This window comes from Streptomyces sp. NPDC054841, from assembly GCF_053611045.1.
This window is the reverse complement of the sequence record NZ_JBSGZO010000104.1, coordinates 1-22,026: the sequence shown is the minus strand read 5'-3', so window position 1 is coordinate 22,026 and position 22,026 is coordinate 1. Positions and strand designations below refer to the sequence as shown.

At 71.1% G+C, this 22,026-nt stretch carries 20 protein-coding genes and 1 pseudogene; 8 read left to right on the top strand and 13 right to left on the bottom strand.

All coding sequences use genetic code 11. From position 1 onward, the window contains the following. From ACWGI8_RS16665 to ACWGI8_RS16650, 4 genes and pseudogenes are all read right to left on the bottom strand, one after another. Window positions 1–213: pseudogene (locus tag ACWGI8_RS16665) on the bottom strand (hypothetical protein); the annotation flags it as partial. Next, window positions 210–1,136 (bottom strand): N-acetylneuraminate synthase family protein, encoded by a 927-nt coding sequence (locus ACWGI8_RS16660; RefSeq protein ID WP_453661548.1) that lies wholly within the window; start codon window positions 1,134–1,136, stop codon window positions 210–212. The gene ACWGI8_RS16660 and the pseudogene ACWGI8_RS16665, both read right to left, overlap by 4 nt. Window positions 1,137–1,159: 23 nt before the next feature. Beyond that, window positions 1,160–2,428 (bottom strand): cytidylyltransferase domain-containing protein, encoded by a 1,269-nt coding sequence (locus ACWGI8_RS16655; protein WP_453661547.1) that lies wholly within the window; start codon window positions 2,426–2,428, stop codon window positions 1,160–1,162. 32 nt (window positions 2,429–2,460) lie between these two features. Beyond that, window positions 2,461–3,798, bottom strand: coding sequence for a DUF6716 putative glycosyltransferase (locus ACWGI8_RS16650; RefSeq protein WP_453661545.1), 1,338 nt, complete (start codon window positions 3,796–3,798; stop codon window positions 2,461–2,463). A 187-nt stretch (window positions 3,799–3,985) separates the two neighbouring features. Here ACWGI8_RS16650 and ACWGI8_RS16645 point away from each other — a divergent pair, with 187 nt between their 5' ends. Continuing rightward, the gene (locus ACWGI8_RS16645) at window positions 3,986–4,984 is read left to right on the top strand and encodes a glycosyltransferase family 2 protein (RefSeq protein ID WP_453661544.1); all 999 of its coding nucleotides are present in this window, start codon (window positions 3,986–3,988) and stop codon (window positions 4,982–4,984) included. Continuing rightward, window positions 4,984–6,324, top strand: coding sequence for an alpha-2,8-polysialyltransferase family protein (locus tag ACWGI8_RS16640; protein ID WP_453661542.1), 1,341 nt, complete (start codon window positions 4,984–4,986; stop codon window positions 6,322–6,324). The genes ACWGI8_RS16645 and ACWGI8_RS16640 overlap by 1 nt, the downstream gene beginning before the upstream one ends. A 113-nt stretch (window positions 6,325–6,437) precedes the next feature. Here the strand turns inward: ACWGI8_RS16640 and ACWGI8_RS16635 are convergent, their stop codons facing one another. Continuing rightward, complete coding sequence (locus tag ACWGI8_RS16635; protein ID WP_453661540.1) at window positions 6,438–7,076, bottom strand: TetR/AcrR family transcriptional regulator C-terminal domain-containing protein; 639 nt, start codon at window positions 7,074–7,076, stop codon at window positions 6,438–6,440. 37 nt (window positions 7,077–7,113) lie between these two features. Here ACWGI8_RS16635 and ACWGI8_RS16630 point away from each other — a divergent pair, with 37 nt between their 5' ends. Then, entirely contained in the window at window positions 7,114–8,517 is a 1,404-nt protein-coding gene (locus ACWGI8_RS16630) for an FAD-dependent monooxygenase (RefSeq protein WP_453661538.1), read from the top strand. Between the two features lie 237 nt (window positions 8,518–8,754). Here the strand turns inward: ACWGI8_RS16630 and ACWGI8_RS16625 are convergent, their stop codons facing one another. Next, window positions 8,755–9,327 carry a Uma2 family endonuclease gene (locus ACWGI8_RS16625; RefSeq protein WP_453661553.1) on the bottom strand — a complete coding sequence of 191 codons (573 nt, stop codon included), beginning with the start codon at window positions 9,325–9,327 and terminating at the stop codon, window positions 8,755–8,757. A 108-nt stretch (window positions 9,328–9,435) separates the two neighbouring features. Further along, a complete protein-coding gene (locus ACWGI8_RS16620) occupies window positions 9,436–11,016 on the bottom strand; it encodes an acyl-CoA mutase large subunit family protein (RefSeq protein ID WP_453661536.1) in 1,581 nt (526 codons plus the stop codon). A gap of 225 nt (window positions 11,017–11,241) precedes the next feature. Between ACWGI8_RS16620 and ACWGI8_RS16615 the strand changes: the two genes are divergently transcribed. Further along, window positions 11,242–12,066 carry a L,D-transpeptidase family protein gene (locus ACWGI8_RS16615; RefSeq protein WP_453661551.1) on the top strand — a complete coding sequence of 275 codons (825 nt, stop codon included), beginning with the start codon at window positions 11,242–11,244 and terminating at the stop codon, window positions 12,064–12,066. Window positions 12,067–12,480: 414 nt separating this feature from the next. Here the strand turns inward: ACWGI8_RS16615 and ACWGI8_RS16610 are convergent, their stop codons facing one another. From ACWGI8_RS16610 to ACWGI8_RS16590, 5 genes are all read right to left on the bottom strand, one after another. After that, window positions 12,481–13,632, bottom strand: a complete 1,152-nt coding sequence (locus tag ACWGI8_RS16610; protein WP_453661535.1) for a hypothetical protein — start codon at window positions 13,630–13,632, stop codon at window positions 12,481–12,483. Further along, on the bottom strand, window positions 13,632–14,312 hold the full coding sequence (locus ACWGI8_RS16605; RefSeq protein ID WP_453661550.1) for an RNA polymerase sigma factor: 681 nt from the start codon (window positions 14,310–14,312) through the stop codon (window positions 13,632–13,634). The genes ACWGI8_RS16610 and ACWGI8_RS16605 overlap by 1 nt, the downstream gene beginning before the upstream one ends. A 345-nt stretch (window positions 14,313–14,657) precedes the next feature. Beyond that, the gene (locus tag ACWGI8_RS16600) at window positions 14,658–15,467 is read right to left on the bottom strand and encodes a hypothetical protein (RefSeq protein WP_453661534.1); all 810 of its coding nucleotides are present in this window, start codon (window positions 15,465–15,467) and stop codon (window positions 14,658–14,660) included. Further along, on the bottom strand, window positions 15,464–16,069 hold the full coding sequence (locus tag ACWGI8_RS16595) for an RNA polymerase sigma factor (RefSeq protein ID WP_453661533.1): 606 nt from the start codon (window positions 16,067–16,069) through the stop codon (window positions 15,464–15,466). Before ACWGI8_RS16595 ends, ACWGI8_RS16600 begins: the two co-directional genes overlap by 4 nt. 81 nt (window positions 16,070–16,150) lie before the next feature. Further along, a complete protein-coding gene (locus ACWGI8_RS16590; protein WP_453661532.1) occupies window positions 16,151–16,582 on the bottom strand; it encodes a hypothetical protein in 432 nt (143 codons plus the stop codon). Window positions 16,583–16,792: 210 nt separating this feature from the next. On the opposite strand from ACWGI8_RS16590, the gene ACWGI8_RS16585 reads away from it, so the two are divergent. From ACWGI8_RS16585 to ACWGI8_RS16575, 3 genes are all read left to right on the top strand, one after another. After that, entirely contained in the window at window positions 16,793–17,299 is a 507-nt protein-coding gene (locus ACWGI8_RS16585) for a DUF1877 family protein (RefSeq protein WP_453661530.1), read from the top strand. Between the two features lie 203 nt (window positions 17,300–17,502). Further along, window positions 17,503–18,021 carry an acyltransferase family protein gene (locus ACWGI8_RS16580; protein WP_453661529.1) on the top strand — a complete coding sequence of 173 codons (519 nt, stop codon included), beginning with the start codon at window positions 17,503–17,505 and terminating at the stop codon, window positions 18,019–18,021. Continuing rightward, window positions 17,988–18,671, top strand: coding sequence for an acyltransferase family protein (locus ACWGI8_RS16575; protein ID WP_453661528.1), 684 nt, complete (start codon window positions 17,988–17,990; stop codon window positions 18,669–18,671). The genes ACWGI8_RS16580 and ACWGI8_RS16575 overlap by 34 nt, the downstream gene beginning before the upstream one ends. Before the next feature lie 163 nt (window positions 18,672–18,834). On the opposite strand, the gene ACWGI8_RS16570 is transcribed toward ACWGI8_RS16575, so the two are convergent. Continuing rightward, entirely contained in the window at window positions 18,835–20,943 is a 2,109-nt protein-coding gene (locus ACWGI8_RS16570; RefSeq protein ID WP_453661526.1) for a galactose-binding domain-containing protein, read from the bottom strand. A gap of 296 nt (window positions 20,944–21,239) precedes the next feature. Here ACWGI8_RS16570 and ACWGI8_RS16565 point away from each other — a divergent pair, with 296 nt between their 5' ends. Continuing rightward, window positions 21,240–21,965: an SMI1/KNR4 family protein gene (locus ACWGI8_RS16565; RefSeq protein ID WP_453661524.1), complete on the top strand. Its 726-nt coding sequence runs from the start codon at window positions 21,240–21,242 to the stop codon at window positions 21,963–21,965. Window positions 21,966–22,026 lie beyond the last annotated feature (61 nt).

Sequence of the window (22,026 nt, the reverse complement as noted above, 5' to 3'; positions counted from 1 at the left end):
CAGCTCGGCCATCCGGCGAAGCTGGCCCCGCGACATGGGGTCGGTGGGCGACAGGACGACGACCGTCAGGTCGGCGGGGCGCCCCGGCCGGGTGCGGGTGGACGCCGGTCCCGGCTGCGCCGGGACACCGGACAGCGCGGGGGTGTGGGCCCACTCCAGGACGTTCAGCAGCTGGACCGGGCTCTCGACGAAGGCGAGATCCATGGTCGTCAGACCGCGACCGGCTCGGTCTGCTCGGCCCCGGCCTCGGCGACGACGCCCGCGACGCGGCGGAGCTTCTTCATCGGGGCGAGCTCGGAGTCGTACACCTTCTTGACGCCGTCACCGAGGGCGTTCTCGATGGTGCGGATGTCGCGGACGAGGCGCTGCAGACCGCCCGGCTCGACGGAGGCGGCCTGGTCGGAGCCCCACATGGCGCGGTCGAGGGTGATGTGGCGCTCGACGAACGAGGCGCCGAGGGCGACGGCGGCGAGGGTGGTCTGCAGGCCGGTCTCGTGGCCGGAGTAGCCGATCGGGACGTTCGGGTACTCGGCCTGCAGGGTGTTGATGACGCGGAGGTTGAGCTCCTCGGCCTTGGCCGGGTACGTCGACGTGGCATGGCAGAGCAGGATGTTGTCGCTGCCGAGCACCTCGACGGCGTGCCGGATCTGCCTCGGCGTCGACATGCCGGTGGAGAGGATGACCGTCTTGCCGGTGGCGCGCAGGGCGCGCAGCAGCTCGTCGTCCGTGAGAGAGGCGGAGGCGACCTTGTGGGCCGGGACGTCGAACTTCTCCAGGAAGGCGACGGCCTCGGTGTCCCACGGGGAGGCGAACCAGTCGATGCCCCGCTTCTTGCAGTGCTCGTCGATCCGGAGGTACTCGTCCTCGCCGAACTCCACGCGGTGGCGGTAGTCGATGTACGTCATCCGGCCCCAGGGCGTGTCGCGCTCGATGTCCCACTGGTCGCGCGGGGTGCAGATCTCCGGGGTGCGCTTCTGGAACTTGACCGCGTCGCAGCCGGCGTCGGCGGCGGCGTCGATCAGCGCGAACGCGTTGTTCAGGTCGCCGTTGTGGTTGATGCCGATCTCGCCGGTGACGTAGACGGGGTGGCCGGGGCCCGCGGTCTTGCTGCCGAGGGTGCGCAGACGGGAGTTCATGTGGGGTTCCTTACGGGTTCGGCTTACAGGGCGGGGGTGGTGAGGGTGGGACCGAGAAGCCAGGTGGCGATCTCCCGGATCGCGCCGGCGCCACCGGGTGTGGCGGTGACGGCGCGGGCGGCGGCGCGCACCGAGTCGTGCGCGCTCGCGACGGCGACGGGCCAGCCGACGAGCCCGAAGCAGGGCAGGTCGTTGACGTCGTTGCCGGCGTAGAGGACCCGCTCGGGCGCGACCGCGTGCTCCTCGCACCACTGCTTCAGGGCGAGGTCCTTGCGGTCGATGCCGTGCAGCACGGGGACGTTCAGCTTGCGCGCGCGTGCCGCGACGACGGGGTTCTGTTCGGTGGAGAGGATCAGCAGCTTCAGCCCGGAGCGGCGCAGCGCCGCGACGCCGAGGCCGTCGCCGCGGTGGACGGCGACGAGTTCGCGGCCGTCCGCGTCGATGAGGACGCGGTCGTCGGTCTGGGTGCCGTCGAAGTCGAGGACGACGGCGTCGACGTCGTCCCTGGTGGGTACGGGTGCGGGGTCGAGCAGCGGCGCGAGCGCGCGGGCCCGGGCGAGATCGTGCGGATCGTCGATCTCCAGGACCCGTGCGGGGTCGGTCTCGACGAGCGCGGTCCGCCCGAAGAAGCGGTGTCCGTGCGTACGGAAGCCGCCGGCCTCCATCGCGTACGCGGCTCCGGTCTCCACGAAGTCCTCGGGCCGGTCCTGGCGGCGGGGGCGGTAGGCCTTGTCGTGGTTGACGCCCTGGCCGTCCTCGACGGGGGCCGCGGCGGCCCGCTCCGCCGGATGCGGCCGGGCCGGGGCCCCGACGGGCAGCGCAGCGGGAGTGCGGCGCCAGACGAAGGCGTGGAAGGGGGCGACGGTCACCGCCGTGTCCGCGCCGTCCTCCACGACCGCGGAGGCGACCCCGTCGATGTCGTCGCTGGTGATGAAGGGGCTCGTGCACTGGACGAGGAGGACCACGTCGACCGGGCGGCCGTGGATCGCCTCGTGGGCGTCCATCGCGTGGAGCACGGCGGACTCGCTGGTCGCGGTGTCGCCGGCGATGGCCGCCGGCCGCTGCACACAGTGCACTCTGTCGGCTGCGCCGACGCCGGCTCCCGCCGCGCGGGCCGCGTCCGCGATCGCCGCGTCGTCGGTGGAGACCACCACGTGGGTGACCAGGCGGGCGCCCGTGCAGGCCCGGACGGCGCGGGCGACGAGCGGGATACCGCCGACCGCGGCGAGGTTCTTGCCGGGCACGCCCTTGGAGCCGCCCCTGGCGGGGATCACGGCGAGGACGGTGGTCATGGAGTGGGGCTCCTTCGGTGCCTTCAGGGGGTTCACAGTTCGCCCATGCGGCGGATGAGGGGGGCGACGCGCTGCACGCCGTGGCGGTACGCGCCGCGCGCCGCCCCCCGCACCGCGTCGCGCACCATGCGGCGCACGCCGGTGAGTTCGTTCGCCGGGGCCGCGCCGGGCAGCGGGGTGCCGTCCGCGGCGAGGTGGTGGCGGGCGAGGATGCCAGGCAGATAGCCGGGCGCGGTGGCGGGGGTGTAGTAGGGGCTGAGGGGCGAGAGCTCCGGCTGCCGCAGCAGCTCCGCGACCCGCTTGCGTGCCTCGTCGAAGGCCGTCTCGTACGCCCCGTCCGCGGCGACGCCCTGCCGGGCCAGCCACTCCTCGTCCGGCTGCGGCCGGTGGCCGCCGTCGAGGTGGTCCCAGGAGGTGAGCAGTCCGGAGCCGAGGAAGTGGTGGTTGCCGAGTGCTTCGCGCACCCCGAGGTCGGTGAGGACCGCGGTGGGGATGCGCCGGTGGAGGGACTCGAGCGCCGCCGTGGAGGAGACGGTGACCAGCAGGTCGGTTCGGTCGAGGACCTCTCCCATGTGCCCGTACACGAGGCTGAAGTTGGGCGGAAGACCACCGGGGAGCTTGTCGGCGAGCTTCTGGTAGGGCAGCTCCTCCAGGTGCGTGGTGTGCTCGCCGGGCTTGGAGCGCAGCTTGAGCAGGACCTCGCGGGAGGGGTGGAGCCGGGCGTGCTCGACGAGCCGCCGCAGCAGATACGTGCGGTCGGCGCGGCTCTCCGGTACGGACGGCTGGACGGCGAAGACGACCGTGTCCCGCCCCTCCTGCCGCTCGTACGGTGCGCCGCCGAGGAAGGGCAGTGCCGCCTCGGTGACCGAGGAGGCATCGGCGCCCACACCCTCGTACACCGCGCGGAAACGGTCCGCGTCATGGCGGGAGTTGGCGAGGACGACGTCCGCGCCGTGGCGCAGCAGCAGTCCGTCGGCGAGCTTCTCGTAGACGACGCCGACATAGCCGGTGACCAGCACGGGCCTGCGCGGCAGCCGCAGGGCGGCCAGTCCGTGCAGCATCGCCTGCACGGCGCCGCCGACGAGGGCGAGGACGACGATGTCGTACCCCTCGTCGCGTATCGCGCGCAGGAACTCGGCGCCGGTGACTTCGCGCAGGGAGTCGGCTGTGACCCCGACCTCGGCGAGCTGGCGCGCGGTGGGCGTCGCCCGGCCCCGCAGCAGGAAGCCCGTCAGCACGGCGTGTTCGGCCGGGCCGTCCGGTGCCTCCTCCGCGACTGTCCGGCGCGCGGTGAGCGCACCCCATTTCCACCGGGTGTCGGAGTCGGCGAGCACGGCGACGCGCAGCGACTGGCTGGTACTTGATGGCACGCCGAGGACGTTAGAAAGGCATTTGGTTTTGCGGCCCAACTGGACAGCAACAAATGGTTAACAGCGGGTCGACGAATCGAGATAAGGCCTATGAGTCGGACCGGTTAACAAATCCGCCGCACCCTGTTCACCCACTGTCCCTCCCGCGGCAAGAATGAATGCCGGGCTCGCGCTTAGTGTCCGGCAGGTGGTCAAGCTCTCCGTCATCGTGCCGTTCTACAACGTGCAGTCATATGCACCCGACACTCTCAGGAGTCTGCGCGCGAACGCCCGTGACGACTTCGAATTCCTGCTCGTCGACGACTGCTCGACGGACGGGACGCCGGGGATCCTGGAGCGTGCGGAACGCGAGCTTCCGGGGGCGGTGCTGATCAGACACGAACAGAACGGCGGGCTGGCCACCGCCCGGAACACCGGGCTCGACGCGGCCCGCGGCGAGTACCTCACCTTCCTCGACGGCGACGACTGGCTGGCGCCCGGCCACTACGAACGGCTGCTCTCCGCCATCGAGGACCTGGGCTGCGACTTCGTCCGCACCGACCACGTCCAGTGCACGGCCCGCGAACGCAAGGTCTTCCGGGTGCCGGTGGGCCGCCGGGGCGAGGTGCTGCGGCCGCGTGACGCGATCCTGCCGGCCGACCGCACCACCTCCGTCGACTACCCGATGGCCTGGGCCGGCATCTACCGGCGCAAGCTGCTCGACCAGGGCCTGCTGCACTTCACGGACGGGCTGCGGACGGCCGAGGACCGGCCGTGGATCTGGCGGCTGCACCGCGATGCGGAATCCTTCGCCGCGGTGAGCCTGCTCGGGATCTTCTACCGGCGCGGTGTCGCCGCGTCACTGACACAGATCGGCGACATCCGGCAGCTCGATTTCATCAGGGCTTTCGACCAGGTGATCGAAGAAACGGCAAAGGACCCGGATTCCGACCGGCTGTTGCCAAAAGCCGTCCGAACATACTGTGCCCTTATTTCCCATCACTTGGGATCAGCGGAGAGGTACGAACCCGCCGTGGCCCGGAAATTGCGTTCGCTGAGTACGGCGGCGCTGCGGCGGATGCCGCAGGACATCCTGAAGGACGCGCTCGGCTCGATGGACGCCGAGCGGGCGTCCCGGCTGCGCAGGCTGCGCCGCCGGACCATGGGGGTACCGGCCGGCTCCGGCGCGACGGGGGCGGCGGCCTGATGCGTACGACTCAGATCTTCTTCGCTTCCACCCTGTACGGCGCGACATCGCTGGCCGCGGCGATCGACAGCGGCTGCTTCGAGCCGGCGGACCGGCGGCTGCTGCTGGTCAGCAACAACGCGGGGGTACCGGAGACGACGCCCGCGCTCGACGAGATGCCGGGCTTCGAGCAGCTTCGCGGACGGTTCGACGGCGTGCTGTCCTGGAACGAGGCGATCGACCCGCTCCACCCGAGCGGCTGGACGCCGCGGCCGGACGACGTCCCGATGCTGGAGCGGCATCTGCGGACGCTGTGGGGTCTCGGCGACGACCGGATCGAGCTGGCCGTGGAGTCCATCCAGGTCAGCCCGGCGCTGGCGGTCGCCCAGTTGTTCCCGGACGCGCGGCTCGATGTGTACGCGGACGGGCTGATGAGCTACGGCCCGACACGGAACAAGATCGACCCGCTGGTCGGCGAGCGGGTGCGCAGGCTGCTGCATCTGGATCTGGTGCCCGGACTGGAGCCGCTGCTGCTGGCGGAGTTCGGGGCGCAGCCGCGGCTGGTGCCCGCGGAGGCGTTCACGAAGGTCGTCGAGGAACTTACCGAGGGCACGGGAGAGTTGTCCGTACCCGGCGGCTCGAACGGGTCCGCCGACGGCGAGCCTGTGGCCCTGCTGCTCGGGCAGTACCTCGCGGCGCTGGACATCCTCACCACCGAGGAGGAGGAGACGCTGCACCTGCGGATGGTGCGGGGCGCGGTCGCGCTCGGCCACCGGCGCCTCGTCTTCAAGCCGCATCCGGTGGCCCCGGCGGCCTGGTCGCGGGCGCTGGAGCGGGAGGCGGCGCGGCTGGGTGCGGAACTGACCGTGCTGGAGCAGCCGTTGCTGGCCGAGGTGCTGTACCAGGCGATCAAGCCCGCGCTGGTGGTGGGCTGTTTCTCGACGGCGCTGCTGACGGCGAGCACGTTCTACGGCATCCCGGTGGCGAGGATCGGCACCGAGCCGCTGCTCGACCGGCTCACCCCGTACCAGAACAGCAACCGGGTACCGCTCACGATCGTCGACGCGCTGGTGCCGGATCTGGAGGCCGGGGCGTCGGGGGCGCCGCGCGCCGTGGACGACGAGCTCTCGGGGCTCGTCCGGGCGGTCGGCTTCGCGATGCAGCCGAAGATCCGGGCGGATCTCCGCAAGCCGGCGGAGACGTATCTGGCGGCCCACCTCTCGCCGGGCACCTGGCGCTACTTCAAGCGCCGCCGCCTGACGGTGCTGGGCCTGCCGGGGGGCATCCCGGTGCCCCGCAACGCGACGGTCCGCCGGGTCGCGCGGCGCGTGCGGCGACTGAAGCGCGCGGCGCTGGGCTGAGGCAACCGGGGCTCCGCTACGGACCCCGCTCCGGACCCCGCTCCGGACCCCGCTCCGGACCCCGCTCCGGATGGGGACCCCCAGCGGGGCTCGGGATGAGCCCTGGACAGGGCCTACGGAAGAAACACCGCTCCGATCCCCGCCACCACCGCCGCCAGGCCCGTCTCGAAGCCCTCGTCGTGGTGGGCGAAGATCTCGAAACCGGCCTCCACGGCGAGCGGATGGCCGGCGAGGCGTTCGGCGCGGGCCTCCAGGTCATAGCCCTCGGGCCCATTGACCGGGCCCGGGCCCATCGCCTGCTCCTCGATCACATAACCGATCGTGTAGCTGTACCCGGTGAACCACGCCCGCGCGGCGGCCGTCGGCGTGAAGCCCGCCTCGGTCAGGGCACGCAGATGCGCCTCCAGGGGCGCCGCGTAACTCGTGTCGGTGAAGTGCGTGCCGCTGTAGACCTTCGCCCCGTCGCGGTAGCGCAGCAGATGCGCGCGCATTCCCCGCATGGCCGAGGTGAGGCTCTCGCGCCAGTCCCCCGACAGCGACTCGGTCAGCTCGGCGGACATCCGCCGGAGCATCTCCGTCGCCATCTCGTCGAGCAGCGCCTGTTTGTCCTTGAAGTGCCAGTACAGGGCGGGTGCCTTGACGTCCAGCTCCTTGGCGATGGCGCGCAGCGTCAGCCCTTCCAGGCCCACCTCGTTCAGCAGGCGGAGCGCCGTGTCCGCGACCTTCGCGCGGTCGATCTTCGTTGGTCCCACCTTGACAGTTTAACGCCGTTAAGGGCATGCTCCCGACATGGAACTTAACAGCGTTAAGGAAACGGACGTCCTCGTCATCGGCGCCGGCCCCACGGGCCTCGCCCTCGCCGTCGACCTCGCCCGCCGCGGCGTCGGCGCGCTCGTCGTCGAGAAGGCGGACGGCCTGTTCCCCGGCTCACGGGGCAAGGGGCTCCAGCCCCGCACGATGGAGGTCCTCGACGATCTCGGCGTGGTCGGCCCGGTCCTCGCGGCGGGCGGACGGGCGCCGCTGGGCCTGCTCTGGAAGGACGGCGAGCGGCTCGACGAGCACGACATGTTCGACCGGGCCGAGCCGACGGACGCCGAGCCGTACGGAGAGCCGTGGCTGCTGCCGCAGTGGCGCACCCAGGAGATCCTGCTCGCCCGGCTCCGCGAGCTCGGCGGCGACGTGGCCTTCGGCCAGGAGGTCACCGGAATCGCACAGGACGTCGACGGAGTCACGGCGCGGCTGCGGTCCGGCACGGTCGTCCGCGCGCGGTACGCCGTCGCCGCGGACGGCGGCCGCAGCACGGTACGCACGGTCCTCGGCATCGGCATGGACGGCGAGAGCGTCGACCCCTCGCCGATGCTGGTCGCGGACGTCCGCATACCGGATCTCGACCGGGACAACTGGCACATGTTCGGCGGGGACTGCGGCTACACGGCGATCTGCCCGCTGCCCGGCACCGAGGACTTCCAGCTCGTCGCGCAGTTCGTCACGGGCACACCGGACACCTCTGCGGAGGCGGTACGCGCCCTGGTCGCCGAGCGCACCCATCTGACGGCGGACCAGGTCACCGAAGTGCGCTGGGCCTCGGACTTCCGTCCGCGCGCGGCCCTCGCCGAGCGGTTCCGCGACGGCCGGATCTTCCTGGCCGGAGACGCCGCCCACGTCCACTCCCCCGCCGGCGGCCAGGGCCTCAACACCAGCGTCCAGGACGCCTACAACCTGGGCTGGAAGCTCGGCCAGGTGCTGCGCGAGGGCGCGCCGACCGCACTGCTCGACACCTACGAGGAGGAGCGCAGGCCCATCGCGGCGGACATGCTCGGCCTGTCCACGCGCATCCACCGGGGCGAGGCGAAGCGCGGCAGCACCACCCGTCAGCTCGGGCTCGGCTACCGCGGCGGCCCGCTCGCCACCGGCTCCGCGGGCGCGCTCACGGCGGGCGACCGCGCCCCGGACGGCCTCCTCGCGGACGGCTCCCGGCTCTTCGACGTCTTCCACGGGCCGCACTTCACGCTGCTCGCGGTGGGTACGGACGCGGAGCTTCCGCCGCTGCCCGGTCCGGTGCGCATCCACCGGACCGAGCCGTACGAGGCGTACGGCAAGGGCCTCTTCCTCGTCCGCCCCGACGGCTACGTCGGGTGGGCGGGCGAGGACGCGGCAGGGCTCGGCGACTACCTCGCGAAGGTCACGGGTTAGGGCCTGTCCGGTGGATCAGGCTGGATCAGCGAGCGCCCGCCGCGGAGCGGCTGATGTCACTGATGCGGCTTCGGATCCAAGGCGGAGGATGGGGCCCCCGCCGAAGGCAGGGGGAGAGTCATGGCGGAGCCATGCCGACTGACGACTGGGGGCACCTCCCGGGCCCGCAGGGCCCAGGGGGAGCAGGAGACGGAGTCGCAGGGCGTCGCGAGCCCAGCAAGATCCACCGGACAGGCCCTAGTCGTCGCCGTCGAGCAGCCGGTCGGCGGACAGCTTCAGGGCGACGCCGACCGAGTCGGGCAAGGGAACGGACATGCCGCGCTTGTACGTCGCGCAGACGCGGTACTCGTCGCCGTCGGGGTCGGTGTGCACCAGGACCCGGTCGTGCTTGCGGTCCACGACCACGTACACCGGGATCTCGGCCCTGGCGTAGGTCTCCACCTTGATGATCATGTCATTCGACCAGTTGGTGGACGTCACTTCCAGGACCAGGCGGAAGACGTGTGGCGCGTAGCAATTCTTCTCGACGAGGGCGTCCTTGTAGTCGACGTCGACGAGTGACAGATCGGGTACCGCGTAGTCATCCGGTCCTGTGGGCAGCCACAGGCCGATGCCCTGCAGGTATTTGACACCCGCCTCTCGCGCACCGGCTCGGTAGAACTCCTCGATGAGCCACGACAGCGTCTCCTGATGCGCCCCATCCGGCGGCGGTGTCACAACAATGCTCCCGTTGAGGATCTCCACCCGGTGCCCGGGCAACTCGTCCCAGAGGCGATCGGCAGCATCAGCAAGTGACGTCTCGTGCATCATCACAGCCACGGCACCCTCCTCTCGGGAAGCACTCTCCACGAGCGTATCCCTCGCCGCGCGCATTCCGCCCGTGATCACTCGTACGGGTATCCACTCACCGGCGCGCGCTCAGAACGCGCCGCCCGGGACGTACGTCCCCCACACCTCGCGCAACGCGTTGCACACCTCGCCGACGGTGGCCCGCGCCCGCAGCGCCTGCTTCATCGGGTAGAGCACGTTGTCCGTACCCTCGGCGGCCTTCTTCAGCTCGGCGAGCGCCGTTTCGACGGCCGCCCCGTCGCGTTCCGCACGCAGCTTCGTCAGCCGGTCGGCCTGCTGCGCCTCGATCGCGGGGTCGACGCGCAGCGGCTCGTACGGCTCCTCCTCGTCGAGGGTGAAGCGGTTCACACCGACGACGACACGCTCGCCGCTGTCCGTCTCCTGCGCGATGCGGTACGCGTTGCGCTCGATCTCGTCCTTCTGGAAGCCGCGCTCGATGGCGTTGACCGCGCCGCCCAGCTCCTCCACCTTCGCCATCAGCTCCAGCGCCGCGGCCTCCACGCCGTCCGTCATGTTCTCGACGACGTACGAGCCGGCGAACGGGTCGACGGTCGCGGTGACGTCGGTCTCGTAGGCGAGGACCTGCTGGGTGCGCAGCGCGAGGCGGGCGGACTTGTCGGTCGGCAGCGCGATGGCCTCGTCGAAGGAGTTGGTGTGCAGCGACTGGGTGCCGCCGAGGACGGCCGCGAGGCCCTGGACGGCGACGCGGACCAGGTTCACCTCGGGTTGCTGGGCCGTGAGCTGCACGCCGGCGGTCTGGGTGTGGAAGCGCAGCATCAGCGACTTGGGGTCCTTGGCGCCGAACTCGTCGCGCATCACGCGCGCCCAGATCCGGCGCGCGGCACGGAACTTCGCGACCTCCTCCAGGATCGTCGTACGCGCGACGAAGAAGAAGGACAGCCGGGGCGCGAAGTCGTCCACATCCATCCCCGCCGCTACGGCCGTCCGGACGTACTCGATCCCGTCCGCAAGGGTGAAAGCGATCTCCTGCGCGGGCGAGGCCCCGGCCTCCGCCATGTGGTAGCCGGAGATCGAGATCGTGTTCCACTTCGGGATCTCGGCCTTGCAGTACTTGAAGATGTCGGCGATCAGCCGCAGCGAGGGCTTGGGCGGGAAGATGTAGGTGCCGCGGGCGATGTACTCCTTGAGCACGTCGTTCTGGATGGTGCCGGTCAACTTGTCCGCCGGGACGCCCTGTTCCTCGCCGACGAGTTGGTAGAGGAGCAGCAGCAGCGCGGCGGGGGCGTTGATCGTCATCGACGTGGAGACCTTGTCCAGCGGGATCCCGCCGAACAGCACCCGCATGTCGTCGATCGAGTCGATGGCCACGCCGACCTTGCCGACCTCGCCGTGCGAGATCGGGGCGTCCGAGTCGTGGCCCATCTGGGTCGGCAGGTCGAAGGCGACGGACAGACCCATCGTGCCGTTGGCGATGAGCTGCTTGTAGCGGGCGTTTGACTCGACGGCGGTACCGAAGCCGGCGTACTGACGCATGGTCCAGGGACGGCCTGTGTACATGGACGGATAGACGCCGCGCGTAAAGGGGTACGCGCCGGGCTCCCCCAGCTTCTCGGCCGGTTCCCACCCCTCCAGGGAGCCCGGTCCGTAAACCGGCTCGACGGGCAGTCCCGACTCCGACTCGCGCGCCATATGCTGTGCCTCCCGCTAGAGCTGCTGCTGAAGTTACCGACGAGTAATGACCCTCACGACGGACTGTATCGGCGGCCGTGCGGCCGGTGGAGCGCCGCACGCCGGGACCTTCCTCACAAGATGCTCCACAGTTCGCAACCAAGCGCTCCCGGGAAGCATCCCTACTCACACACGACAGCCCGGGGGGCACCTATGCACCGTACGTCCGTCTTGCGCAGATCGCTCATGGCCGCCGTGGCCGTGGCCCTGGTCGCCGGCTGCACCGCTCAGGCGACGCCCAGCGGGACGGCCGCGCCGCCGGCCGCCTCGGGCACGCCCTCCGCGCCCTCCAAGGGTCCCGGCCCCAAGGCCACCCCGGTGACGGACGACAAGCCGAGCGCCTCCCCGGCCACGGCGAAGCCCACCCCCTCGAAGCCGCCGAAGGTGCTGATGACGGAGGGGACGGAGAACGAGCAGGTCCGCGAATTGCAGGCGCGGCTCCGGCAGATCGGCTACTTCCACCGCAGTCCCACCGCGTTCTACGGCTCGATGACGTCGAAGGCGGTCAGCAGTTTCCAGTCGAAGCGGGGGCTGCCCAGGACCGGCTCGGTCGACGAGGTCACCTGGCAGACGCTCATCACCATGACCCGCCGGCCGACCGCGGACGAGCTGCGCCCGCCGACGACGAACACGCTGGACAAGCCCGATGCGCGCTGCATGACGGGCCGGGTGCTGTGCATCAGCAAGGAGAGCAGGACGCTCGCCTGGATGATCGACGGCAAGGTCGTCGCGGCGATGGACGTGCGTTTCGGCTCGGAGAACACGCCGACCCGTGAAGGAACGTTCAGCGTGGGCTGGAAGGCCAAGAAGTGGGAGTCGACGATCTATCACACGCCGATGCCTTACGCGATGTTCTTCAGCGGCGGCCAGGCGGTGCACTACTCGGCGGACTTCGCAGCCCGCGGCTACAACGGCGCCTCGCACGGCTGCGTCAACGTCCGGGACAAGAGGAAGCTCGCGTCGGTCTTCGACCAGGTGAAGGTCGGCGACAAGGTCGTCGTCCACTGGTGACCCAGGACGAGTGAGGAGGCGCGGGCGGGACCGGGGGAACGTGCCCCGCCCGCGCCTGTGTGCGCCGAGCCGTAGGTACGGGGGGAACCCCGGCTCTGGCACGGCCGATGACCAGTCGGCTCACTTACTACTGCGCCGTTCAGCCGAAAAACGTCACACCTGGCTGGAAGTTTTTCTAGAAAGAAGAAACCCGCAGGTCAGGAGGGGTGAGACCGAGAGGCCGAGCGCGGGCACGGGTCGGCGGGTGAGACCTAGAGGACGAGCGCGGGCGCGGTCAGGTGGGTGAGACCTAGAGCTCGGGCACGGGCGCGGGCCGGAAGGCGAGACCGAGAGGCCGAGCGCGGTCAGGTGGGTGAGACCCAGAGCTCGGGCACGGGCGCGGCCCTGAAGGCGAGACCGAGAGGCCGAGCGCGGTCAGGTGGGTGAGACCTGGAGCGCCAGCGCGGGCGCGGGCCGGAGGGCCGGCAGCGATGTCGCCGCGTCCGGGCACGGCAGCACCGCGAATGCGGGGCGGCCCGGGGCCGGGACGGCAGGATTGACCGACGTCGGCACGACGGGGACGTTCGGCATCGGAGCTCTGGGAACGCTCGGCACCGGAAGGCCGGGAGCGCCCGGGGCCGGGACTCCGGGAATGCTCGGCGCCGGAGCGCCCGCGCCGCCGGAGCCGTCACCGTTGGAGGGTCCGTCGTCGCCGTCGTCGCCCCCGCCGCTGCCGTCGTCACCCCCGCCGCTGCTGCCGTCTCCGGCGCCACTGTCGCCGCCCCGGTCGTCGCCGCCGCTGCCGCCCTTGTCGTCGGTGGACAGCACCCGGTCGCAGAACCGCTTGATCCGGTCCGCGCCCATGGCCGCGGCCTCGAGACCGCGCTTGCGCTCCTCGTCGAGGGTGCCGTTGCGGTAGTCACGGCAGGCGGCGGCCGTCTTGCGGTACCACTCCGTGCTGCCGGTGCCCTTGTCCCCGCCGCCGGTGCCCGGCGACGCGGACTCGGGGTGCTCGCCGCCGGCGCTCGCCCGGTCCCGGGGGCGACCCGTGGGAGAGGCGGCACCCGAGGACGGCGAAGCCGCCGGATCGCCCGCTCCGTCCGTCGGCGTCGGAAGCTGCCACGTACCGGGTCCACCGGTCGGCGGCTCGGAGACGAGCGGGCCGGGAGTGACCGCGGCCGAGACGGAGGAGCCGGGCGCCGGATCACGGTCGCCGCCGAACGGCACCGGAAGCACACCGGTCCCGGCGGCGACGGCGACACCGCCCACCGCGAAACCGGCCAGCGAGGCAGCCAGCCCCCAGCGCATGGACCGGCCCCAACGGACCGGCGGGGGCGCAGGAGTGAGCCGTACCTCCGGCAGCAGCTCCGCCGCGCCGCCGTCACGGGCCTTGCGGAACGCCGCGAGCGCGGCGTCCTCGCCACGCATCGGCTCGGTCCCGGCGCCCCGGACACGGGCCGCGTCCAGTACCTCCGCGAGTCCGCGGGCCTGGCTACGCGCGTCAACGCCGACGGGCTCGACAGGCTCACCGCGAAGCAGTCGCTCCGCAGCCGCCTTGTCGAGCCATTCGTACCGCTCGTCGGCCATCACATGTCCTTCTGCGTCCGCAGACGCGAATGCGTCACACCGGTGGAGCGCATCGCTCCGGGGCGCGGGTTGCGCTGCGGCGGTACGGCGCCGAGTTCCGTGCCGCGGCCGAGGCCCTCCGCACCGCTGTGCTCCGCGCCCAGCAGCTCGGCGAGCCGCTTCAGCCCTCGGTGTGCCGCCGTGCGTACGGCGCCGGGGCGCTTGCCCAGTGTCCTGGCCGCGCTCTTCGCGTCAAGACCGACGACCACGCGCAGGACGACGGCCTCCGCCTGGTCCTGCGGCAGTTGGGCGATCAGTTCCATCGTCCGGCCGGTCGCGAGGGCTTCCATGGCCTCGGACGCGGTGTCGGACTCGGCCGGCTTTCCGGTCAGCTCGGTCTCGTCGCCGCCGACCGCGGGGCGCCGGCCCCGCATCCGTATGTGGTCCAGGGCACGGTTGCGGGCGATCCGCGCGGCCCAGCCGCGGAACCGGTCCGCGTCACCGCTGAACCGGTCCAGGTCCCGGGCTATCTGCAGCCAGGCCTCGGACGTGACGTCCTCGGCATCCGGCTCGCCGACCAGCGTCCGTACGTACCCGAGCAGCCGCGGATGCACGGCGCGATACACAGTCCGGAAGGCGTCTTCGTCCCCGTCCTGCGCCGCACTCACCGCGGCGGTCAACTCCGCGTCGTCCCCCAGCACTCCCACTACCCGTTCGTCAATCGCGGCTGGTCACTACCGCCGCACAGCCCAGCGCGCAGCGCAACGCTACGTCCTCGGCAGGTGCCGCGTCCACGTCTTGTACAACTTGCAACATTCTGCTGACGCCGCGCGGTGTGACAGAAAACGCACCCACGGCGCTGAGAGGAGTACGGGTCCGCTCCGCGGTCCCGGCGGACGGCGACCGGGGCCTCTCCTGTGGGGGGTGGCGGCCCCGGTCGTCCTTCCCACATCTCTTCCGGCCATTCACGTCTTCTCATCCGCGTCCTTCCGTGCCTTCTGCCGGGAGCGTCGAGCCGTCGGTACACCGGCTCTCGGTACACCGGCTCAGCGGGCGGCCGTGGGGGCCTGATCCTGCGCAGAGGTGCCGTCCTGCCCGGTCGGCGCCCCGGTGGCCTGCTTCCCCGGCTCCTTCGTGGACGTACGACCCGATTCCTTGGTCGGCTGCCCGGCTCCGGGCGTGCCCTCCGGCTCGTCCTCCGGGCCCTGGCTCCGCGCCGGATCCGGGTCGTTCCGCCGCTCCTCGGCCGCGTAGACGCGCTCGCAATGAGCCCGTACGCGCTCCCGGCCACCGGCGTTCGCCTCCAGCCGTTCCACGGCCTTCCCACGGGGCGGCACCCCCTTCCGCTCCAGCGCGGCGAGATACACGCGGCACAGGGCGGCGTCGGCCGATGACGTATCGGGACGCGTGGGCCCCGCGGTGCCCGTCGAGGGCCCCGTGGGCCCCGCCGAGCCCCCCGCTCCTCGCTCGTCGCGCCGGGTCTCGCTCAGGTCCGGGCCCGGTGACACGGAGGAGCTCCGCGCTCTGTCGGGCCCCTCGTCGCCCCCGAACGGCATGGGCATCACGCCCGTCCCCGCCGCGACCGCCACCCCGCCGAGCGCACCCGCGACGAGACCCGCGAGCAACGCCTTCACGAGCACGGACGCACGGCGCCGCTCACGGGCGGGCCGCCAGTCGTCCCGCGCACGCCGCCGGCGCACCGGTGCAGCGTGCACTCCCTCGTCCCGCGCCGCGCGAAATGCCGCGAGCGCCCGCTCCTGAGCGGCCGGATCGGGCGTACCGCCGCGGCGCGCCGCTTCGAGGAGCGCTTCGAGCTCCGGGGTGTGCGGGCGGGGGTCTTCCCGTTCCGGATTCATGCTTCTCCCTCCGGCTCGCGTCGCCGCCCGCCGGGCGTCTCGCGGCCCGGGGCGCCGGCCTGCGCCAGGCTCCCCGCCAATCTCTTCAGTCCCCGGTGCACCGCGGACCGAACGGCCCCGGGACGCTTGCCCAGCGCCCGCCCGACCGCCGGACCGTCCAGCCCGACCACCACCCGCAGCAGCACCGCTTCGGCCTGGTCACGCGGCAGGCTCCCGATCAGCTCCAGCGCCCGCTCCGTGGCCAGGGACTCCAGCGCCGCGGCTGCGGTGTCGTCGGAGTCCGGGAGCTCCAGCAGGTCCTGCTCCAGGAGCGAGGTGCGCGGACGCCGCTGCTGTCTGCGCAGATGGTCCAGGGCCCGGTGCCGGGCTATCGTCGCCGTCCAGCCGCGGAACCCCGCCCCGTCCCCGCGGAAGCGGCCCAGATCGCGGGCGATCTCCAGCCACGCCTCGGACGCGACGTCCTCGGCGTCCTCCCCGACCAGTCCCCGCAGGAAGCCGAGGAGCCTGGGCTGGACCATCCGGTACGCCTGCGCGAACGCATCCTCGTCACCCTGCTGGGCCCGCTCGACGGCAGCGCCGAGTTCCCCGTCGTAGGCGCGCACACTTCCCTCTTCGTAGCGACAACGGCGCCGGACACCGTGTCCGCGGCTCACAGCCGCCCGCAAAGTCATGTCACGGAGAGCTCAGCACGGCACCTTCCGGCCGGCTCGGCCGTGCAACAGCAGATAGAACTGCTGTACGGACTCCGCCGAGCCCGCCTCGAACCGGTTCACCACCTTACCCAGCGGATTCCAGGCCCGGCCGTCCGGCATCCTGATCCCGACCGGCTGACCGAAGAACTCCCGCTGCACGGCGTCGAAGTCCACCCACTGCCCGCCCGCCCGGCGCACGATCACCTCACCGGAATACCCCCCGAGTCCGCTCAGAACCGCCTCGACCTGCGCCTGCTCGGGCTGGTTGCGGCGGAGCCCGTCGACCACGAAGTCGACGATGCGCAGGCTGGCGACGGAGTAGTCGAGCGGCAGCCGGTTCCGCTCGGTCAGCTGCGCGACGAAACGGGCGACGTAGGCGCGCATGTCCCGCGCGCCGGGCAGTGTGCCGAAGTCCCTGTCCATGCCTGATCAAGCGGCGCCGATGTCGGGACCATCACGGTGATCCGGAGTGTGGGTTCTCACAGCGCGGATTTCCGCCGACCGTACAACCTTTGGCCGCCTTCGGACGTCTCCGGCCTCGGTGCGCATCCGGTTGCAGAACTTCACCTACGGCGGACATTACGGATATCGGCCGAGCCCGGTTGTCAGCACCCGGGAGTAGGTTCCCGGCCCATGAGCTTCCACATGCACCTCCGCGCCGTGACTGAATCCGAGATCCACGGACGCGACTTCGCCTGGCTGCTGGACTTCATGGGGGCGGCCTGGGACTGGGACGTACGTCACGCCGAGCACGCGGCGGGCATCGCGGAATCCATCGAGAAGGATTTCGCCACGGTCCACGAACTGTGCGAGGCGGGCGCCACCCTCCCCGAGGGCGGCGACGGGGCATGGGAACTCCCGGTATTCGGCGGCCGCGTCGTGCAGGACCCCTCCGGCAATCAGCCGCCGTTCGCCGTGCTCACCGCGGCCGAGACACGGACGGCGGCGGCATTCCTGACGGACGTGCCGTACGAGACGCTGTGGGGGACCGCCGGCGCGAAGATCCACGATTCGTTCGGCCCTGATTGGGACGAGGGGGAGGTCAGGGACATCTTCGCCGGGCGCCACACGGCCTTGCGCACCTTCTACGGCCGCACGGCCGAGGCGGGGCAGGCGGTCGCGAAGGCGTTCTGGTACTGAGGCAGTTGGGGCATAACGGCGCATCAGTGCAAATCCATCTGGAACGGAGATCTGGCTGCCGTCGACGCTCGTGGGCCGTCGTGCGCCGGACCAGGTACCGCTGGGCCGCCCGGCGCCCTACGTTTGTATCCGGTTCGCTTCAACGACGTCATTGCCGTACACCCGTTGCACGATCCGCGCGGCGGGCCCAAGGGGGGCGTGCCATGACCCACGACGAACGACTGACACCCCGCCGACCGGGCCGACGGCCGGAACTCGACGCGATCCGCACCCTGGTGGTGGTCGGCCTGGTCTTCTTCCATTCCGCGCTGGTCTTCGACACGCGCGACGACTACTACGTCAAGAACGCCGACACCACCGAAGCCACCACGATCGTCGCCGGGCTCGCAGTGGTGTGGGCGATGCCGATGCTCTTCCTCATAGCCGGGCTCGGCTCATGGCACTCGCTACGGCGGCGCGGCCCCGCCGGATTCACCAGGGAACGGCTGTTGCGCCTGGGCGTACCGCTGGTGCCGGCGACACTGACGATCATCCCGATCCCCCAGTGGCTCCGGGAGCGGGCCGCCGACCCGGAGTACGAGGAGTCGTACTGGCGCTTCCTGTCCCGCTTCTTCGACGTACACCTGGACCTGGCCGATTCCCCTTCGTCCTGGACGGCGAGTACTTCGAGACGGGCCATCTGTGGTTCGTGGTGCTGCTGCTCGCCTTCTCGCTGCTGCTGACCCCGCTGGCCGACCGGCTTCCGGTCGAGCGACTGGCCGAGGCGTGCGGGCGGCGGCGCGGGGCAGTGCTGCTGCCGGCCGTCCCGGTCGCGCTGATCAGCGCGCTGCTGGGGCTGGAGGAGTCCTTCGCCGGATGGAGCCGCTGGGCGTACCTCCTCTTCTTCGTCTACGGGTACGTACTCGCCGCCGACGACCGCTTCCGTTCGGCGATGCGCCGTGACGCACCCTTGGCGGCCGCACTGGGCCTGGCCCTGTTCGTGACCGGTCTGCCGGGCTTTCTCCTCGCGGACGACCCCTTCACGGACATGACCGCCGTCGCGATCGCCACCCGTACCCTCTACGGCACGGCCGGCTGGTGCTGGCTGGTGGCCATTCTCGGCCTCCTCGACCGGCGCGGCCCCTCCTCGCCCGCGCGGGACACCCGTCCCCGACGGATCTACGCGTACCTGGCCGTGGCGGCACTGCCGCTGTACGTCCTGCACCAGCCGATCGTGGTCGCGGTGGCGTACGGCGTCGTCGGCTGGAGCGCCCCGATGGCGGTCAAGTACCTCACGATCGCGGCGGCCTCACTGGCCCTGACGGTGGTGTCGTACGACCTGCTGGTACGCCGGGCCAGGGTGACACGCTTCCTGTTCGGGATGCGTGGATGATCCTGACCGGACCGCGGACCGCGGACCACGGACCGGCGAGCAGCGCCGCAGCAGAGGCCCCTCGTACCACCCTTCGGTCGCCGTGAACCCGATCGGTCGGGGTGCGCCGGATCAGGAGAGATGATCCGGCACACCCCGGCCGTCGGTACCGCGCTGCGCGATGTCAGCTGCTGAAGACACCGGCCTCGTTGAGGGAGTAGCCCCACTTGGTGCCGCGCTCCAGCCCGTGGACGCGTACGTAGCGGGCCGAAGTCGCCGCGAACTGCGCCGTGTCCAGGCCGCCGTCACCGCTGGTCGTGGACCAGACGGTGCGCCAGTCCTTGCCGTCGCTGGAGACCTCGATGCGATACGACTTCCCGTAGGCGCGCTCCCAGTCGAGGACGACCCGCTTGACCGTCCTGGGCGCGCCGAGGTCGATCTGGAGCGACTGGTCGTCACTCCAGTCGCTCGCCCAGCGGGTGTCGGTCCTGCCGTCCACCGCCCTGCCGGGTGCGTAGCTGGTGAACGGGTTCCACTCCGACGAGCTGGCCGAGGCGGAGGCGCCCGCGGCGAGGTTCACCCCGGCCTTGTGGTTCTCGGACGCCTTCATGGTGGTGAGGTAGGACTCGGCGCCCCGGAAGAGATCGTCCACGACGTCCTTGCCGCCGGCGACGCGTATGTCCTCCAGCCAGTCCGGTACGAGGCCGTAGTGCGCGGCTCCGTCGGTGTTGATGTCCCAGGTGCGCTGTCCGGTGGTCTGCCGGTCGATGACGGCGCCGCCGTCGGCGCTGCGGAAGGGGTAGCGCACCGGGTTCGGGGTGTCCGCGCCGCGGGGGCCCGGCCAGCCGCCGACGCCGTTCATGTCGGTGCCGTAGCCGTATCCGACGCCGTACTTGTCGCGCAGCGCCTCCGTGCGCTTCGCCTCCCCGATGAACCCTTCGGAGCCGTGCATGTACTGGGCGATGAAGCCGCCGAGAGCGTAGACCCGCTCGGTCCAGTTGAGGTCCATCCAGCTGTGCGAGGAGATCACGCCGGGGTACGACTCCGACTCGAGGATGTCGAGGGCGCGGCCCGCGGCCTTGACGCCCATGTGGTCGATCTCCAGCATCATCCCGCGTTTCATCATGCCGCGTACGGCGTACTCGCCGAGCCCGGTGAGACCGCGGGTGTTGCACTGCGCGTCCGCGGCGTACGACGGGACCGTCACACCCGCCGGGAGTTTCTTCTCCGCCTCGGGCGCCGATGCCTGGCCGATGGGGTTGTCGTGCTGCGGGCCCGCGCACTTCTCCGTCTTCCAGAAGGTGCCGGTCGACAGGAACTGGCCGACGTTGATCGCCGTGCCGAGGGTGCCCGAGTCGAAGCGGACGCCGCACAGGGCGTTGTCGAACTTGTGGCACAGGAACATGCTGCGCACGCCGAGGCCGTACAGCTCATCCAGACCGCGGTCGATGTCGTCCTTGCCGCACTGGGCGATGTCCAGGATCTGCTTGCAGCCGAACGGCTCGGAGGTCTCGACCCCCAGGACGACGGCCAGCTTGCCCTGCTTGATGACCTCGCGGGCCTGCGCGCTGTCGAGGACGATCCGGAACCAGCCCTTCCCCGGGCCGCCGTACATCTTGTCGATGTAGTCCTGCATCTCGTACGTCTTCTTCGCCTGCAGGCGGATGGACGTCATCTCGTCGCAGCTGCGGTCCTTGAAGAAGTAGACCGAGCAGATCACGCCGTTGGTGACGAGGTCGTTGACGAGGACCCGCTGACCGCCGCGCCAGGCGCGTTCGACCCAGGCGTAGTAGTTCTGCTGGTGGGTCAGCGAGTCATGGGCCGGCCAGTCCTTGAACGTCGGCCATCCGTTGGGGTCGTGCTTGCCGTCCCCGCCCTTGGTGATGAAGTCGAAGATCGCGAGCGAACCGTCGGGGTAGTGCTCGGGACAGTCCTTGAGCGCGTCGGCGACGCCCTGCTCGGAAAACGTCTTGCCGCAGATGAGCCGGCCGCCGAAGGCCTCGTTGGACATCAGGTGGTCGTGTGCGTCGACGAAGCCCCGGACGCGTCCCTGGGAGTCGGTTCCCTTGAAGGGCTCACCCGTGACATTGATCTGGGAGTCGGGTGCGGGCCGCGCAGCGGGGTTCCACCAGTCGGCGCCGGCCTCGGCGCCGGCCTCGGCGCCGGCCTCGGCCCCGGCCACGGCCGAGGAGCTGGGGCCCGTGCCGAGGACCAGGGCAACCGCGGTGAGGAACAGCATCAGGACGGCGAGAGGCCGTTTGCGTGTGCGGTGCGAGCGTCGATTCGTGGTCATCACTCGTGCCTTCGGTGTCGTCGCTCAGAACATCGGTGAGCGGGTGGGGGGTTGGAAGAGCCAAGGCATATCGGGTAAAGGGGATCGGTGGGTTGTCATGACTGCGTAAGCAGTGCGACGAGAAAAGCGGCTGTGAGAAAAAGAGTCAATAGTCCGGGAGGGGGACCTGACGGACCGGCCGGATCCCATGGACCCGGTGGCCGGAAAGCTCCCGCGCTCCCTGGCTCCCGGACGCCCCGGTTCCGTAACCGCGCGCTCCCGCCTGGGCTGTCAGTGCCCGCCAGTACGGTCACCTCATGACAGACGAGTTCGACCTGGCCCGGTCGCTGGCGGCGGGCGTCGAGAGCCGGCAGGGTGCCTGGCAGTTCATCCGCGACTTCACCGCGCACTGGACGGACGGCGCGCTCGACGACGCCGCCGGATACCCCGAGGCGGACCTCGCCGCCGCCGAGGAGCGGCTGGAGCTCCGACTCCCGGCCGCCCTGCGCGAGGCGTACGCCCTCCTCGGCAACCGCGCGGACCTGACCAGCAACCACGACGAACTGCGCGCCCCGGCCGAGCTGTACGTCGACGAGAGCGGCGAGGCGCTCGTCTTCCGCGACGAGAACCAGGGCGCCGCCCGCTGGGGCATCCTGCTCACCGACCTCGACCGGGACGACCCCGCCGTCGTCGTACGTCTCGACCTGGCGGACAAGAGCGCCGAGACGTGGGAGCCCTGGCTGGACCGCGTCTCGCTCACCTTCGTCGAGATCGTCCTCTCGGAGTCGCTGCACGCGCCCTACGAGCTCGTCGACTTCCTTGACGGTCCAAAGGAGTCGGACCTGGAGGAGCTGGAACAACACGGCGTCCGGCTGCCGTTGCCCGACTACCCGCCGGGCGAATCCGGGGCTGCGCGCTGGTTCCTGCGCGACGACGTGCTGCTGCGCGACGACGCCGGGGCGTGGCTGATGGCCAGGGGACGTACGGAACAGGCACTGGACCGCGTCCGCGACCGGATCGACGGCGACTGGCTCAACGGCTGACCAACTGCCCGTACGCCGCCGGCCGACCACGGCGACGACAGCGGCCGGGACCCGTCAGAGG

Bases quoted from the DNA above. Each gene is read 5' to 3' on its own strand.
- ACWGI8_RS16615 (WP_453661551.1), top strand. From the start codon at position 11,242: ATGGCCGCCGTGGCCGTGGCCCTGGTCGCCGGCTGCACCGCTCAGGCG.
- ACWGI8_RS16620 (WP_453661536.1), bottom strand. From the start codon at position 11,016: ATGGCGCGCGAGTCGGAGTCGGGACTGCCCGTCGAGCCGGTTTACGGA.
- ACWGI8_RS16660 (WP_453661548.1), bottom strand. From the start codon at position 1,136: ATGAACTCCCGTCTGCGCACCCTCGGCAGCAAGACCGCGGGCCCCGGC.
- ACWGI8_RS16625 (WP_453661553.1), bottom strand. From the start codon at position 9,327: ATGATGCACGAGACGTCACTTGCTGATGCTGCCGATCGCCTCTGGGAC.
- ACWGI8_RS16570 (WP_453661526.1), bottom strand. From the start codon at position 20,943: ATGACCACGAATCGACGCTCGCACCGCACACGCAAACGGCCTCTCGCC.
- ACWGI8_RS16565 (WP_453661524.1), top strand. From the start codon at position 21,240: ATGACAGACGAGTTCGACCTGGCCCGGTCGCTGGCGGCGGGCGTCGAG.
- ACWGI8_RS16640 (WP_453661542.1), top strand. From the start codon at position 4,984: ATGCGTACGACTCAGATCTTCTTCGCTTCCACCCTGTACGGCGCGACA.
- ACWGI8_RS16610 (WP_453661535.1), bottom strand. From the start codon at position 13,632: ATGGCCGACGAGCGGTACGAATGGCTCGACAAGGCGGCTGCGGAGCGA.
- ACWGI8_RS16585 (WP_453661530.1), top strand. From the start codon at position 16,793: ATGAGCTTCCACATGCACCTCCGCGCCGTGACTGAATCCGAGATCCAC.
- ACWGI8_RS16580 (WP_453661529.1), top strand. From the start codon at position 17,503: ATGACCCACGACGAACGACTGACACCCCGCCGACCGGGCCGACGGCCG.
- ACWGI8_RS16600 (WP_453661534.1), bottom strand. From the start codon at position 15,467: ATGAATCCGGAACGGGAAGACCCCCGCCCGCACACCCCGGAGCTCGAA.
- ACWGI8_RS16590 (WP_453661532.1), bottom strand. From the start codon at position 16,582: ATGGACAGGGACTTCGGCACACTGCCCGGCGCGCGGGACATGCGCGCC.
- ACWGI8_RS16655 (WP_453661547.1), bottom strand. From the start codon at position 2,428: ATGACCACCGTCCTCGCCGTGATCCCCGCCAGGGGCGGCTCCAAGGGC.
- ACWGI8_RS16630 (WP_453661538.1), top strand. From the start codon at position 7,114: ATGGAACTTAACAGCGTTAAGGAAACGGACGTCCTCGTCATCGGCGCC.